Source organism: Amycolatopsis sp. NPDC049159, assembly GCF_040648295.1.
Classification (GTDB): domain Bacteria; phylum Actinomycetota; class Actinomycetes; order Mycobacteriales; family Pseudonocardiaceae; genus Amycolatopsis; species Amycolatopsis pretoriensis_A.
In genome coordinates this window covers 1-17355 of the sequence record NZ_JBEZDL010000014.1, presented here as the reverse complement: position 1 = coordinate 17355, position 17355 = coordinate 1, and the positions used below count along the sequence as shown (strand labels likewise).

Sequence of the window (17355 nt, the reverse complement as noted above, 5' to 3'; positions counted from 1 at the left end):
CCATGGCCACGCCTGAGAAGGTGCTCGACGCGCTGCGCGCCTCCGTCAAGGAGGCCGAGCGGCTGCGGCGGCAGAACCGGCAGCTCGTCGAGGCCGCGACCGAGCCGGTCGCCATCGTCGCGATGGCCTGCCGGTTCCCCGGTGGCGTGCGCTCGCCCGAGGGGCTGTGGGACCTGGTGGCCCGCGGTGGTGACGCCGTCACGGCGTTCCCCGCCAACCGCGGCTGGGACACCGCGACGCTGTTCGACGAAGGCCGCCCGGGCACCACGTACGCGCGAGAAGGCGCTTTCCTGCACGACGCCGACCTCTTCGACGCCGACTTCTTCGGGATCTCGCCGCGAGAAGCCCTCGCCATGGACCCCCAGCAGCGGCTCCTGCTCGAGACGTCCTGGGAGGCCTTCGAACGCGCCGGCATCGACCCGGCTTCGGTGCGGGGCAGCCGGACCGGGGTGTTCGTCGGCTCCAACGGCCAGGACTACCTCACCCTGTTGCGTTCGTCGGCCGAGGACGTCGAGGGCTACCTCGGCACCGGCAACGCGGCGAGCGTCGTTTCCGGGCGGCTGTCGTACCTGTTCGGGTTCGAAGGCACGTCGCTGACCGTCGACACGGCGTGTTCGTCGTCGCTGGTCGCCCTGCACCTCGCCGTGCAGGCGCTGCGGCAGGGCGAGTGCGACCTGGCCCTCGCCGGCGGCGCGACGGTGATGGCCACCCCCGGCACGTTCGTCGAGTTCAGCAAGCAGCGCGGGCTCGCCCCGGACGGCCGCGTCAAGGCGTTCGCCGAGGCCGCCGACGGCACCGGCTGGGGCGAAGGCGTCGGAATGCTCCTGGTGGAGCGCCTTTCCGACGCCCGGCGCCACGGCCACGAAGTCCTGGCCTTGGTCCGGGGATCGGCGGTCAACTCCGACGGCGCGTCCAACGGCCTGACCGCGCCGAACGGCCCGTCCCAGCAACGCGTGATCCGCGCGGCCCTCGACAGCGCCCGCTTGTCCACTTCGGACATCGACGTCGTCGAGGCGCACGGTACGGGAACCACCCTCGGCGACCCGATCGAAGCGCAGGCACTCCTGGCCACCTACGGCCAGGACCGTTCGACGCCGCTGTGGCTCGGTTCGGTGAAGTCGAACATCGGGCACACCCAGGCTGCGGCGGGTGTCGCCGGGATCATCAAGATGGTCATGGCGATGCGGCACGGAGTCCTGCCGCGGACGTTGCACGTCGACGCGCCATCGTCGCATGTGGACTGGTCGGCGGGCGCGGTCGAACTCCTGACCGAGTCCCGCGAATGGCCTTCGGACGACCGGCCTCGGCGAGCCGCGGTGTCGTCGTTCGGGGTCAGCGGCACCAACGCGCACACGATCCTGGAAGCCGTTCCGCCCGCCGAGCCGGTGCCTGCCGGGACACCGGTGGGCACCCTCACGCCGTTCGTGCTGTCGGCGAAGACCCCGGAAGCCCTTCAGGCGCAGATTTCCCAGCTCGACGCGGTGACGGCCGACCCCGTTGACATCGCCCGCACCCTGGCCACCACCCGGACGGCGTTCGAGCACCGCGCCGTCGTCCTCGAACCGAAGCTGATCACCGGCGAGGTCCGCGAGGATTCCCGGCTGGCGGTGCTGTTCACCGGCCAGGGCGCGCAACGGGTCGGCATGGGCCAAGACCTCTACGCCCGTTTCCCGGCCTACGCCGAAGCTTTCGACGCCGTCCTCGCCCACTTCGACCCCGCACTCCGCGACGCCCTCACCGACGCCGAACTCCTCAACCGCACCGAGTTCACCCAGCCCGCGCTGTTCGCCATCGAGGTCGCGCTCTTCCGCTTGGTCGAGTCGTTCGGCATCCACCCGGATTTCGTGGCGGGGCACTCGATCGGCGAGATCTCCGCCGCGCACGTTGCCGGGGTCCTGTCCCTCGAAGACGCGTGCCGTCTGGTCGCCGCGCGGGCGTCGCTGATGCAGGCCCTGCCCACTGGTGGCGCGATGGTCTCGATCGCGGCCCCCGAGTCCGAGATCGTGCTGACCGAGGGCGTCTCGATCGCCGCGGTGAACGGTCCCGAGTCGGTCGTCATCTCCGGCGACGAGGCCGCCGTGCTGGCGATCGCCGCGCAGTTCCCGAAGACCAAACGCCTCACCGTCAGTCACGCGTTCCACTCGCCGCTGATGGACCCGATGCTCGAGGACTTCCGCGCGGTCGCCGAGACGTTGAACTACCGCTCTGCGACGATACCGGTGATCTCGAATGTGAGCGGTGCTCTCGCCGAGCCGTTCACCGCCGACTACTGGGTCCGTCACGTCCGCGAGGCCGTTCGCTTCGCCGATGGAATCGCGACCCTCGAAGCCGAAGGCGTCCACACGTTCCTGGAGCTGGGACCGGACGGAGTCCTCAGCGCGATGGTGCCGGGCACGGCCTTCCCGGTCCTGCGACGTGACCGCGACGAGGAACGGACCCTGCTCGCCGCCCTCGCGGGGGTGTGGGTCAACGGCGGCGCCGTCGACTGGGCCGCCTACCTGCCCACCGGCCCGCGGATCGACCTGCCCACCTACCCCTTCCAGCGGGAACGCTTCTGGCCCACGCCCGCACCGCAGACCGACGTCGACGTCCCCGCGCTCGCCGCCGAACTCGGCCTGCCCGAAGACACCCTGCGCCCCGCCATCGCGGCCGTGCGGCGACGCCGTGAAGAGGCCACGGCCGCGGACGCGTGGCGCTACCGGGTCACCTGGACACCGCTGACCGCCACCGACGTCCCGGTACCGCAGGGCGACTGCCTCGTCATCGACCCGTCCCCGCAGCTGGAAGCCGTCCTCGAGAACTGGAACGGCCGGGTCTTCCGCCTCGACGGCCCTATCGGTGACATCGATCCGGTCGCCGTGTTCAGCGGTGCCGGGCTCGAGCGGACCGTCGACCTCCTGCGTGAACTCGGCGACGCCGGGATCGACGTCCCGCTGTGGTGCGTCACCGCCGGAGCCGTCCGCGTCACCGGAACGGACCCCGCGCCGGACCCCGACCAGGCCGCGATCTGGGGCCTCGGCCGCGCGGCCGCACTCGAACTGCCGGAGCGCTGGGGCGGCCTGCTCGACTTGCCGTCCACTGTGGACGAAGACGTCGCGGCACGGTTCCTGGCACTGCTCAGTGGCGACGAGGACCAGGTCGCCGTGCGCGCGGAGGGCAGCTTCGGACGGCGGCTGGAGCCCGCCGAGCCGGTCGCCGCTCCCGCGTGGACCCCGCGTGGCACGGTCCTCGTCACCGGCGGGACCGGCGCGCTGGGCGCCCAGGTCGCCCGCCGTCTCGCCCGGGACGGTGCCGACCACCTGGTGCTGGTCTCCCGCCGCGGCGCCGACGCACCCGGCGCGGCCGAGCTGGCCGACGAGCTGGGCGTGCGGGTGACGTTCGCCGCCGGCGACGTCGCCGACCGGGAGTTCCTGGCCGAGCTGATCGAGCGGGTCAGTCCCGGGCTCACCGCCGTCGTGCACACCGCGGGCGTCGTGCGGTCCGCGCTGCTGTCCGAAGTGGACAGCGCCGCGGTCGCCGAGCAGTGGGCGGCCAAAGCGACCGGCGCCCGCCACCTCGACGAACTCCTCGCCGACGCCGACCTCGACGCGTTCGTCCTGTTCTCCTCGATCGCCGGGGTGTGGGGCAGCGGGCAGCAGGGGCTCTACGGCGCCGCAAACGCTTTCCTCGACGCGCTCGCCGAAGGCCGCCGCGCCCGCGGGCTGGCCGCCACGGCCGTCGCGTGGGGACCGTGGGCCGACGGCGGGATGGCCGCCGACAACGACGCCGAGGACTACCTCCTCCGCCGTGGTCTGCGCGCACTGGAGCCGGGCGTGGCCGTCACGGCGCTCCTGCGGGCCGCGGGCGGCGACACGAACGTCACGTTCGCCGACGTCGACTGGCCCCGGTTCGCCGCCGCGTTCACCTCCCGGCGGCCGAGCCCGCTGCTGGCCGGGATCCCGGACGCCGTCCCCGCGCCGGAAACCTCAGCGACCGGTGGTCTCGTCGGCCGGCTGCGCGGGCTGACCCCGGCGGTCGCCGACGAGGTGCTGCTGCAGCTCGTCCGTGACCAGGCCGCCGCGGTGCTCGGGCACACGAGCGCGGCCGCCGTCGCGCCGGACCGCGCGTTCCAGGAGATCGGCTTCGACTCGCTGACCGCGATCGAGCTGCGGGACGCCCTGCGCGCGGAGACCGGGCTCGCCCTGCCCGCGACGCTCGTCTACGACTGGCCGACGCCGGCCGCGCTCGCCGGTCACCTGCGGGCCGGCGTCCTCGGCGACGCCGTCACCGAAACCACCACGACAACGGCCGCGGCGGCCGACGAGCCGATCGCCATCGTCGCGATGAGCTGCCGGTACGCGGGCGGGATCGCGTCGCCGGAAGACCTGTGGCGCCTGGTGTCCGGCGGCGCGGACGCGGTCTCCGGCTTCCCCGCCGACCGCGGCTGGGACCTCGAAAACCTCTACGACGCCGACCCCTCGCGGCTCGGCTCGGTCAGCGTCACCGAAGGCGCTTTCCTCGACGCGGCAGGCGGTTTCGACGCCGGGTTCTTCGGCATCTCGCCGCGCGAGGCCCTCGCGATGGACCCGCAGCAGCGGCTCCTGCTGGAGCTGACGTGGGAGGCGTTCGAGCGCGCGGGCATCGACCCGGCTTCGGTCCGGGGGAGCCGGACCGGCGTGTTCGCCGGCACCAACAGCCACGACTACACGACGCTGCTCCTCGGCTCGGCCGACACCCTCGAAGGTCACATCGCGACCGGCAACGCGGCGAGCGTCGCCTCGGGCCGGCTCGCTTACACCTTCGGCTTGGAGGGCCCGGCCGTCTCGGTCGACACGGCGTGCTCGTCTTCGCTGGTCGCGCTGCACCTGGCCGTCCAGTCGCTGCGGCTCGGCGAATGCTCGATGGCGCTGGCGGGCGGCGTCACGGTGATGGCGACGCCGGGTACGTTCGTGGAGTTCAGCCGCCAGCGCGGCCTCGCCGCCGATGGCCGCTGCAAGGCGTTCGCCGAGGCCGCGGACGGCACGGCGTGGGGCGAAGGCGCGGGCCTGGTCCTGCTCGAACGGCTCTCGGACGCCGAGCGCAACGGACACCGCGTGCTGGCCGTGGTCCGCGGCTCGGCGGTCAACTCCGACGGTGCGTCCAACGGCCTCACCGCGCCGAACGGCCCGGCCCAGCAGCGCGTCATCCGCGCGGCACTGGCCGATGCCGGTTTGTCCACTTCGGACGTCGACGTGGTCGAAGCCCACGGCACCGGAACCACTTTGGGCGACCCGATCGAGGCCCAGGCGCTCCTGGCCACCTACGGCCAAGACCGTGAGACGCCGTTGTGGCTCGGCTCGGTCAAGTCCAACATCGGCCACACCCAGGCCGCGGCGGGCGTCGCCGGCGTGATCAAGATGGTGATGGCGATGCGGCACGGCGTGCTGCCGCGGACGCTGCACGTCGACGCGCCCTCGTCGCACGTGGACTGGACGGCGGGTGCCGTCGAGCTGCTGACCGAGTCGCGCGAGTGGAGAGCCGACCGCCCGCTGCGGGCCGCGGTCTCGTCGTTCGGCATGAGCGGCACCAACGCGCACACCGTACTGGAAGCCGTTCCCCAGCAAGAGCTTTCGCCTCTGGCTGAGTCAGGCCCGGTTCCGTGGGTGCTCTCGGCTCGTTCGGCCGAGGCCCTGCGCGGCCAGGCGCAGGCTCTGCTCGGGGTGGCCGGTACTCCGGCGGACATCGGCTTCTCCCTGATCGCCACCCGGGCTTCCCTGCCGCACCGCGCCGTCGTGACCGGCGACTTCGCCGAGGGTCTGACCGCGCTGGCCGAGGGCACCCCGGCGGCGAACGTCGTCACCGGCGTGGCCGGGGCGCCGGGCAAGGTCGCCTTGGTCTTCCCCGGTCAGGGCTCCCAGTGGGCCGGAATGGCACTCGAACTCGCGGAGTCTTCGCCGGTCTTCGCTGCCCGCCTCGACGAGTGCGCGGCTGCGCTGGACTCCTTTGTGGACTGGCAGCTCCGTGACGTGCTCGCCGACGCGGAGGCGCTGAGCCGGGTCGACGTCGTGCAGCCCGCGTTGTTCGCGGTGATGGTGTCGCTGGCGGAGTTGTGGCGCTCGTTCGGCGTGGTCCCGGACGCCGTCGTCGGCCACTCCCAGGGTGAGATCGCCGCCGCGGTGGTGTCCGGTGCGCTGTCCCTTGAGGACGGTGCCCGCGTGGTTGCTCTGCGGAGCAAGGCGATCCTCGCGCTGGCCGGCCGTGGCGGAATGGTCTCGGTGGCCGCCTCCCGCGAAGCCGTCGAAGAACGGCTGACCGACGGCCTCTCGATCGCCGCCGTCAACGGCCCGGCCGCGGTCGTGGTCTCCGGCGAGCCGCGGTCGCTCGACGAGCTGATCGCCTCCTGCGAAGCCGACGGCATCCGCGCCAAGCGGGTCCCCGTGGACTACGCGTCGCACTCGGCGCAGGTCGAGCAGCTGCGTGACGAACTCCTCGACGTGCTGGCCCCGATCGCTCCTCGCGTGGGCGAGATCGCCTTCATCTCGACGGTGACGGGGGAGTGGAACGAAGAGGTCGACGCCGAGTACTGGTACACCAACCTGCGCAGCACCGTCCGTCTCGACACGGCGATCGAGCGGTTGAAGAGCGAGGGCTTCGGCACGTTCGTCGAGGCCTCGCCGCACCCGGTCCTGACGATGGCGCTGGGCGAAGACGTTGTGGCGCTGGGAAGTCTGCGCCGCGACGACGGGGGATTGACCCGCTTCCACACCGCGCTGGCCGAGGCGCACGTCCACGGGGTCACCGTCGACTGGACCCCGGCCTTCCGGGACGCCCGGGTCGTCGACCTCCCGACGTACGCCTTCCAGCGCAAGCAGTACTGGCCCCGACCGGCCACCCGCACCGGCGACGCCTCCGGGCTCGGCCTCGGCGTCGTCGAGCACCCGCTGCTCGGCGCCGCGGTCACCCTCGCCGAGGAAGACCGGCTCGTCCTCACCGGACGGCTCTCCCGGCAGACGCACCCCTGGCTCGCCGACCACGAGGTCCTCGGCACCGCGCTGCTGCCCGGCACGGCGTTCGCCGAACTCGCCATCCACGCGGGCGACCACACCGGCTGCGGCACCGTCGAAGAACTCACCCTCGGGGCGCCGCTGGCCGTGCCCGCCACCGGCGGCGTCCAGCTCCAGCTCGTCGTCGAGGCGCCGGGCGAGGACGGCCGTCGCGCCCTGACCATCAGCTCCCGCCCGGACCGTCCCGGCGCCCGCTGGACGCGGCACGCCCAAGGCGTCCTGGCCCTCGACGCCCCGGAAGCCGAGCTCCTGCCCGACTGGCCGCCCGCCGGCGCGGAGGCGCTCGACGTCGAGGCCCACTACACCGCGCTCGCCAACGCCGGTTACCACTACGGACCCGCCTTCCGCGGCCTGCGCGCCGCGTGGCGCCGCGACGGAGACGTCTTCGCCGAGGTGGAGCTGCCGGGAACCGACGCGTTCGCCGTGCACCCGGCCCTGCTCGACGCCGCCCTGCACGCACTCGGCCTCGGCGGGTTCTTCCCCGACGACGGCCAGGCCCGCCTCCCGTTCGCGTTCACCGACGTGAGCCTGTTCGCCACCGGGGCGAGCGCCCTGCGCGTGCGGCTGAGCCAGGCGGGTCCGAACGCGGTGTCGGTCGTGGCCACCGACCCGGCAGGCAACCCGGTGGCAAGCATCGGCTCGCTGGCGTTCCAGGTCGCGTCCACGGTGGACGACGTGCCGGACGCCCTCTTCCGCACCGAGTGGACACCGGTCACCACGACCGGCGAAGCGCCCGGATTCGCGTGGCTGACCGGATCCTTGACGGACCTCGCCGAGGTGCCGGCCGCGGTGGTCCTGCCGGTCACCGGCGCCGACCCGCACGCCGTCGCGGCGCACGTCCTCGCGACCGCGCAGGAGTGGCTGGCCGACGACCGGTTCGCGGCGGCCCGGCTGGTGGTGCTCACCACCGGCGCGCTCGCCGCCCTGCCCGGCGACCCGGTACCCGCGTTGGCGCAGTCCCCGGCGTGGGGCCTGATCCGTTCGGCCCAGTCGGAAAACCCCGGCCGCTTCGTGCTCCTCGACCTCGACGACCGTTCCGACGCGGCCGCCGCCATCGGCACCGCGCTGGCGTCCGGGGAACCGCAGTCGGCCGCCCGCGCGGGGACAGTGCTCGTCCCGCGCCTGGCCCGCCCGGCCACGGAACTGAAGCTGCCCGGCGCTGGGCAGGCACGCCCGGAACTGGCCTCGCCCGGCGCCTGGCGCGTCGGCACCACCGGCACCGGCACCCTCGACGGCCTCACCACCCTCCCGGCGCCGGAAGCCGAAGCCGCACTCGGGCCCGACGAGATCCGCGTCGAGGTCCGCGCGGCCGGCCTGAACTTCCGCGACGTCCTGATCACCCTCGGCATGTACCCGGGCCAGGCCCTGATGGGTGGCGAGGCCGCCGGCACCGTCCTCGAAACGGGCGAACAGGTCCGCGGCCTGACCGCCGGCGACCGCGTGACCGGCCTGTTCACCGGCGCACTCGGCGCGATCGCGGTCACCGACCACCGCCTGGTCACCCCGATGCCGGACGGCTGGAGCTTCGCCGAAGCCGCATCGATCCCCGTCGCGTTCGCCACCGCCTACTACGGCCTGTTCGACCTCGGCGGCCTCGAAGCGGGCCAGTCCGTACTCGTGCACGCGGCCGCCGGCGGCGTCGGCATGGCGGCCGTCCAGCTCGCCCGCCACCGCGGCGCCGAGGTCTTCGCGACCGCGAGCACCGGGAAGCACGACGTGCTGACGGAAATGGGTCTCGACGCCATCCACATCGGAGACTCCCGGTCACTGTCCTTTGAGGACCACTTCCGCAAGGTGACCAACGGACACGGCGTCGACGTCGTGCTCGACGCCCTCGCCGGCGAATTCGTCGACGCCTCCCTCCGGCTGCTGCCCCGCGGCGGACGGTTCGTCGAGATGGGCAAGGCCGACCTCCGCGACGCCGCCGAAGTCGCGCGGGTCCACGAAGGCGTCCTCTACCGGGCGTTCGACCTGATCGAAGCCGGACCCGAACGCCTGCAGGAGATCCTGCGTGAACTGGCCGGGCTGTTCGAAGCCGGCGCACTCACCCCGCTGCCGCGGCGAACCTGGGACCTGCGGCAGGTGCCGGAGGCGTTCCGGTTCATCAGCCAGGCCCGGCACGTCGGCAAGAACGTCGTCACGCTGCCGCGCTCGCTCGACCCGGCCGGCACCGTGCTCGTCACCGGCGGCACCGGCACGCTCGGCGCCCGCGTCGCGCGCCACCTCGTGACCGCGCACGGCGTCCGGCGGCTGCTGCTGGTCAGCCGCCGCGGCCCGGACGCGCCGGGCGCGACTGAACTCGCGAACGACCTGACCGCGCTGGGCGCCGAGGTGACGATCGCCGCGTGCGACGCCGCCGATCGCGACGCACTGGCCGAGCTGCTGGCCGGCCGCACGCTGACCGGCGTCGTGCACACGGCGGGCGTCCTCGCCGACGGCCTGCTCACCGGCCTCGACCCGGCCCGCCTCGACGAGGTGCTGCGGCCCAAGGTCGACGCGGCCGTCAACCTGCACGAGCTCACGCGGAACATGGACCTGGCGCTGTTCGTGCTCTTCTCGGCCGCCGCGGGCGTGTTCGGCACGGCCGGGCAGGGCAACTACGCGGCCGCCAACACCGCGCTCGACGCACTGGCCGCGCACCGCCGCGCCCTCGGCCTGCCGGGTGTCTCCCTGGCCTGGGGCCTGTGGGCGGAGGCCAGCGGCATGACCGGCCACCTCGGCGCCACCGACCTGGCGCGGATGTCGCGGGGCGGCATGACCGGGCTGTCCGACGCCGACGGGCTGGCGCTGTTCGACGCGGCCATCGCCCGCGGCGAGACCTTGGCGATCCCGGCCCGGCTCGACCTCTCGGCGTCGAACGGTCCGGTGCCGCCGCTGCTGCGCGGGCTCGTCCGCGCCACCCGCCGCGCCGCCACCACGACCGCGTCGAGCGACGGCGGACTGACCGCCCGGCTGCAGACGCTGCCCGCCGCCGAGCGCGACCGGCGGCTGCTGGAGCTGGTCCGCGACCACGTCGCCGCGGTGCTCGGCCACGACACCGCCGACGAGATCGAACCCGGCCGCTCGTTCGCCGAACTCGGCTTCGACTCGCTGACCGCCGTCGAGCTGCGCAACCGGCTCGGCGCCGCGACCGGGCTGCGCCTGCCGGCGACGCTGGTGTTCGACCACCCGGCGCCGGCGGCGCTCGTGGCCCTGCTGCGGACCGAACTGTTCGGTGCCGCCGCGGAACAGCCGACCCAGGTCGTGACCGCCGCATCCGGCGACGACCCGGTCGTCATCGTGGCGATGAGCTGCCGCTACCCGGGTTCGGTCGCGTCGCCGGAGGACCTGTGGTCCCTTGTGGACGGTGGCGTCGACGCGATCACGCCGTTCCCCGCCGACCGCGGCTGGGACCTCGATGGCCTGTACCACCCGGAACCCGGCACGCCCGGCCGCATCTACACGCGCAACGGCGGTTTCGTCCGCGACGCCGACCGCTTCGACCCGGAGCTGTTCGAGATCGCGCCGCGCGAGGCGCTGACCATGGACCCGCAGCAGCGCCTGCTGCTCGAAGCGACGTGGGAAGCCTTCGAGCGCGCCGGCATCGACCCGACGTCGGCCCGGGGCAGCCGGACCGGCGTGTTCATCGGCGCGGCGACGTCCGGCTACGGCACGGGCGCGGCGACCGACGGCCTCGAAGGGCACCTGATGACCGGCGGGACGTCGTCGGTGGCGTCGGGCCGGCTGTCGTACGTGTTCGGGCTGGAGGGCCCGTCGCTGACGGTGGACACGGCGTGTTCGTCGTCGCTGGTGGCGTTGCACCTGGCGGTGCAGGCCCTGCGGCGCGGCGAATGCGACCTGGCGCTCGCCGGCGGCGTGACGGTGATGCCGACCCCCGGCGTCCTGCTCGCGTTCAGCCAGCAGCGCGGTCTCGCCGAAGACGGCCGGATCAAGGCGTTCGCCGAGGGCGCGGACGGCACCAGCATGGCCGAAGGCATCGGTATGCTGCTGGTGGAGCGCCTCTCGGACGCGCGGCGCAACGGTCACGAGGTGTTGGCCGTGGTGCGCGGTTCGGCGGTGAATTCGGACGGCGCGTCGAACGGCCTGACGGCGCCGAACGGCCCGTCGCAGCAGCGGGTCATCCGCGCCGCGCTGGCCGACGCGGGCTTGACTCCGTCCGAAGTGGACGCGGTGGAAGCACACGGCACCGGCACCAAGCTCGGTGACCCGATCGAAGCGCAGGCGCTGCTGGCCACCTACGGTCAGGACCGGTCGACGCCGCTGCTGCTGGGTTCGGTGAAGTCGAACCTGGGGCACACCCAGGCCGCCGCCGGGGTCGCGGGCGTCATCAAGATGGTGATGGCGATGCGCAATGGTGTGCTGCCGCGGACATTGCACGTCGACACGCCTTCGTCGCACGTGGACTGGACGGCCGGAGCGGTGGAGCTGCTGACCGAGCCGCGCGAGTGGCCGTCGGACCGTCCCCGGCGGGCGGGAGTTTCGTCGTTCGGCATCTCCGGCACCAACGCGCACACGATCCTGGAGCAGGCACCGGACGCCGTCACCGAGGATCGCGCGCCGGTTTCCGGTCCGGTGCCGTGGGTGTTGTCGGCGAAGAGCCCGGCGGCACTGCGGGCGCAGGCCGCCCGCCTGCACGGATTCCTCGGCGACGAGGTACCCGCCGACGTCGCGCTGAGCCTGGCCACCACCCGCGCCGACCTCGGCCACCGCGCCGCGGTCGTCGGCGAGAGTGCCCCCGATCTCCTGGCCGGACTGTCCGCGATCGCCGACGGCGACCCGGGCGCCCTCACCGGCACCGGCACCCCCGGCCGCTTGGCGGTGCTGTTCACCGGCCAGGGCGCGCAGCGGGCCGGGATGGGCCGCGAGCTGTACGCCCGGTTCCCGGTGTTCGCGGCAGCGTTCGACGAGGCCTGCGCCCTGCTCGACACCGACGTGCCGCTGGCCGAGGTGATCGAGACGGATCTGCTCGACCGGACCGGCTACGCGCAGCCCGCGATCTTCGCCCTCGAGGTCGCGCTGTTCCGGCTCGTCGAGTCGTGGGGAGTCCGGCCGGACTTCGTGGCCGGGCACTCGATCGGCGAGCTGGCCGCCGCGCACGTCGCGGGCGTGCTCTCGCTGCCCGACGCGTGCAAGCTGGTCACCGCCCGCGCAACCCTGATGCAGTCCCTCCCCGAGGGCGGCGCGATGGTGGCAATCGCCGCTCCGGAGGCCGAGGTCCGGGCCGCACTGGCCGGTGACCGGGCCACGCTGGTCGGCGAGCGGGCCGAGCCGGCAGACGAGGCCACGCTGCCCGGCGGCCGGGCCGAGCTGGCTGACCAAGCCACGCTGACCGGCGACCGGGCCGAGCTGGCCAACCAGGCCACGCTGACCGGCCACCGGGCCACGCTGGCCAACCAGGCCACGCCGATCGGCGAGCGGGCCGACCTGGCGGACGAGGGCACGCTGACCGGCGACCGGGCCGAGCTGGCTGACCAAGCCACCCTGACCGGCCACCGGGGCGCGCTGGCCAACCAGGCGACGCCGACCGGCGACCGGGCTGAGCTGGCCGACCGGGCTGAGCTGGCTGGGGATCGCGCCGAGCTGACCAGTGGCTGGGCTGAGCCGGCTGCCGACCGGGCTGAGCATGCCGGTGACCGGGCCGGGAAGACCGGCGCCGGTGCCGCACTGCCCGGCGATCGAGCCGAGCAGGTCGGCAACCGGGCCGACCGGGCCGGCGACCGTGTCGGCATCGCCGCGGTCAACGGTCCCCGCAGCACCGTCATCTCCGGCGACGAAACCGCCGTGCTCGCCATTGCCGCCGAGTTCGCCGCCCGTGGGGTCAAGACCAAGCGGCTCCGCGTCAGCCACGCCTTCCACTCGCCGCTCATGGACCCCATGCTCGCCGACTTCCGCGCGGTCGCCGAAACCCTCACGTACCACCCGGCGCAGATACCGGTGATCTCGAATGTGAGCGGTGCTCTCGCCGAGCCGTACACCGCGGAGTACTGGGTGCGCCACGTGCGCGAAGCCGTCCGGTTCGCCGATGCCGTGCACACGCTCACCGAGCAAGGCGCGAGCACGTTCCTCGAGCTCGGCCCCGACGGCGTGCTGTCCGCGATGGCTGCCGAGAGCACTGATCTCCCTTCGGTCCCGACGCTCCGCGACGGCGAGAACGAGCCCCGTGCGCTGGTCGCGGCGTTCGCCCGCCTCCGCGTCGCCGGCTTCCCGCTCGACACCGCCGCCCTGCTCGAAGGGGCCCGAAGGACCGCGCTGCCGACCTACGCCTTCCAACGGTCGCGGTTCTGGCTCGAACCCGCGGCAAAGACCGAAAGCGACAGCGGCTTCTGGGCCGCAGTCGACGCGGGCGACCTCGGACTCGACGACCAGGCCATGGCGGCGCTCGACCGCTGGCGCTCATCGTCCACAGTGGACACCTGGCGTTACCGCGTCACCTGGCGACCGCTCGCCGAGACCACGGGACGCCTGACCGGCCGCTGGCTCATCCTCGGCACGAACGAGCTCGCCGAGCAGGTCGCCCAGGCACTGAAAGCGCACGGCGCCGAGCCGATCATCGAGTCCGGCCGCCGCGAAAGGGCCGCGTTGACGACCCTGCTCCGCGACCACGCCGACGTCGAAGGAGTCGTGTCCCTGCTGGCGATCGAACAAGACGCGGAGACCGGGCTCGCCGCCAACCTGGTGCTCACGCAGGCTTTCGCCGACTCCGGCATCCCGGCCCGCCTGTGGTGCCTCACCCAGGGCGCGGCCAAGGACGTCACCCAGCCCGGCCAGGCCACGACCTGGGGCTTCGGCCGGATCGCGGCCCTCGAGCTGCCGTCCGGCTGGGGCGGCCTCGCCGACCTGCCCGAGACGTTCGACGCGGCGGCCGGAGCCCGGCTCGCGGCCGTGCTCGCCGACGGCACCGAGGATGAGGTCGCCCTCCGCCCGGACGGCGTCTTCGCCCGCCGGCTCGCGCCCGCCCCGCCCGGGGAGACGCGGGATTGGCGCCCGCGCGGCACGGTGCTGATCACCGGCGGCACCGGCGCGCTCGGCGCCGCGGTCGCCCGTGAACTCGCCGCCACCGGAGCCGAACACCTCGTGCTCACCGGCCGTCGCGGCGCCCAGGCACCGGGCGCGGCCGAGCTGGCCTCGGAGCTGTCCGCCCTCGGCGTCCGCGTCACCCTCGCCACCTGCGACGCGGCCGACCGGGATGCGCTCGAGAAGGTCATCGCGGCCATCCCGGCCGACCTGCCGCTGACCGCGGTCGTGCACGCGGCCGGCACCGGCCAGAACGGCCCGCTCACCGCGATCACGCCCGGGGAGGTGACCGCGGTGCTGGCCGGCAAGGTGGCCGGCGCCCGGCACCTCGACGAGCTGACCCGCGACCGCGACCTCGACGCGTTTGTCCTCTTCTCCTCGATCTCCGGCGTGTGGGGCAGCGGCGAGCAGGCGGTTTACGGTGCGGCGAACGCGTTCCTCGACGCGCTCGCCGAAGAACGCCGCGGCCGCGGGCTCACCGCGACCGCGATCGCGTGGGGCCCGTGGGCCGAATCCGGGATGGCGGCCGACGACGGCGCGGTGCGGATGCTGCGCGGGCGCGGCCTCCCGCCGATGGAACCCGCGCTCGGCGTCACGGCCTTCCGCCGGGCGCTCGCGGCGGACGACACCGCCGTCGTGGTCGCCGACGTCGACTGGGCCAAGTTCGCGCCGGTCTTCACCGCGGCCCGGCCCCGGCCGGTCCTGGCCGACCTCCCGGCGGTGCGCGCCGTGCTCACCGAGGCCGAGCCCGAGGAGACCGGGTTCGCTTCGATGTCCATTCAGGACCGGCCGAAGGCGCTGCTCACCCTGGTCCTCGACCAGGTCGCGGGCGTCCTCGGACACTCGGTGCAGGCGATCGGGCCGGAACGCGCTTTCAAGGAGCTCGGCTTCGACTCGCTGATGGCGGTCGAGCTGCGCAACCGGCTCGCCACCGGAACCGGGCTGAGCCTGCCGGCGTCGCTGGCTTTCGACCACCCGACCGCGGCCGACCTGGCCGAGGAGCTGGACCGGCGGCTGGGCGGCGGCGAGACGGGCGGCGTCCGGCTCCTCGACGAGCTCGACCGGCTGGAAGCCGCCTTCGAAACCGTCACCGAGTCCGAATTGGACGGTATTTCCGCGCGCGGCGAGGTCACCGCGCGCCTGAAGGGTTTCCTCGCGCGCTGGAGCGACCTGTCCGGCGAGACCGGCGGCACCGACCTCGGCGGCGCCAGCGACGACGAGCTCTTCGACTTCATCGACAACACCTTCCGGACCTCGTGAAAGACAGTGGGGCGGCCATGGCCAACGAGCAGAAACTCCGTGACTACCTCAAGTTCGTCACGGCCGATCTGAAGGACACCCGCGACCGGCTCGCCGACGTCGAGGCCCGGGACCGGGAGCCCGTCGCGATCGTGGCCATGAGCTGCCGCTACCCCGGCGGCGTCGGCTCGCCCGAAGACCTGTGGCAGCTGGTCGAATCCGGCACCGACGCGATCGGCGGCTTCCCGGCCGACCGCGGCTGGCCCGCTGGTTCGTTCCAGGGCGGTTTCCTCTACGGGGCAGGCGAATTCGACGCCGGTTTCTTCGGCATCTCGCCCCGCGAGGCCCTCGCGATGGACCCCCAGCAGCGGCTGCTGCTGGAGACGTCGTGGGAGCTGCTGGAGCGGGCCGGGATCGCGCCGAAGTCGTTGAAGCGCAGCAGTACCGGTGTGTTCGTCGGCGGCGCGGCTTCCGGTTACGGCACGTCCGCGGGTGACGACGAGGAGGTCGCGGGTTACCTGCTCACCGGGACCGCGGGCAGCGTGCTGTCCGGGCGGCTGTCCTACCACCTCGGGCTGGAGGGGCCGTCGGTCACGATCGACTCGGCGTGCTCGTCGTCGCTGGTCGCCCTCCACCTGGCCGCGCAGGCGTTGCGGCGCGGTGAATGCACCCTGGCGATCGCCGGTGGGGTGACCGTGATGGCCACCCCGGGCACGTTCGCCGAGTTCGACCGGCAGGGCGGCCTGGCGGCGGACGGTCGCTGCAAGGCGTTCGCCGACGCCGCCGACGGCACCGGCTGGGCCGAGGGTGTCGGCATGCTGCTGGTCGAACGGCTGTCGGACGCGCGGCGCCTCGGCCACCCGGTCCTGGCGGTCCTGCGCGGTTCGGCGGTCAACTCCGACGGCGCGTCGAACGGCCTCACCGCCCCCAACGGCCCCTCCCAGCGCCGCGTCATCACGGCCGCACTCGCCGCGGCGCGACTGTCCACATCGGACGTCGACGTCGTCGAGGCGCACGGCACGGGTACTTCGCTCGGCGACCCGATCGAAGCGCAGGCGCTGCTCGAAACCTACGGCCAGGACCGCTCGACCCCGTTGTGGCTGGGGTCGGTGAAGTCGAACATCGGGCACACGCAGTCGGCGTCCGGGGTGGCGGGCGTGATCAAGATGGTCATGGCGATGCGACATGGCTTGCTGCCACGCACTTTGCACGCCGAGGAACCGTCGTCGCAAGTGGACTGGTCCGCCGGTGCGGTGGAACTGCTGACTTCGGCGCGGGAATGGATTGTTGATCGGCCGCGCCGGGCGGCGGTGTCGTCGTTCGGGATCTCCGGGACGAACGCGCACGTGATCCTCGAAGAGGGGGAGTCCGAGGCGCCTTCGTCGACCGCGGTGACGGGTCCGGTGCCGTGGCTGATCTCGGCCCGCGGCGCGGACGCTTTGCGCGCACAGGCCGCGGCGCTCGTTCCCGTTGCTGACGCAGGCCTCCCGGACGTGGGCGCGGCATTGTTGAAGGGGCGTACGGCGTTCGAGGACCGGGCCGTCGTGGTCGGTGCCTCGGCTGAGGAGATGCGGGCCGGGCTGGAAGCCCTGGCTTCCGGGGGAAGTTCTCCGAACTTGGTGCACGGCAGCGTGGTGCCGGGTGCGCTGGCGGTGCTGTTCACCGGCCAGGGTGCGCAACGGGTCGGTATGGGCCGCGGTCTCTATGCGCGTTTCCCCGTCTTTGCCGAGGCTTTCGACGCCGTGCTCGCCCACTTCGACCCCTCGCTTCGCGAGGCCTTCGACGACGCTGAGCTGCTCAACCGCACGGAGTTCACCCAGCCGGCGTTGTTCGCCGTCGAGGTGGCGCTGTTCCGCTTGGTCGAGTCGTTCGGCGTCCGCCCGGATTTCGTGGCTGGCCACTCGATCGGCGAGATTTCGGCCGCCCACGTCGCCGGCGTCTTGTCCCTGGAGGACGCTTGCCGCCTGGTCTCGGCCCGTGCGTCGCTGATGCAGGCCCTCCCCGCCGGTGGCGCGATGGTCTCGATCGCCGCCCCCGAGTCGGAGATCACCCTGACCGAGGGCGTCTCGATCGCCGCGGT

The 17355-nt window shown here is 73.5% G+C and carries 2 protein-coding genes; both read left to right on the top strand.

Going from position 1 to position 17355, the window contains the following annotated elements; translation table 11 throughout:
• The first annotated feature begins 2 nt into the window (after window positions 1–2).
• A complete protein-coding gene (locus tag AB0B33_RS25330) occupies window positions 3–15296 on the top strand; it encodes an SDR family NAD(P)-dependent oxidoreductase (protein ID WP_360776199.1) in 15294 nt (5097 codons plus the stop codon).
• A 17-nt stretch (window positions 15297–15313) separates the two neighbouring features.
• Window positions 15314–17355 (top strand): type I polyketide synthase (locus tag AB0B33_RS25325; RefSeq protein WP_360776196.1); only part of this gene is annotated, 2042 nt, incomplete at its 3' end.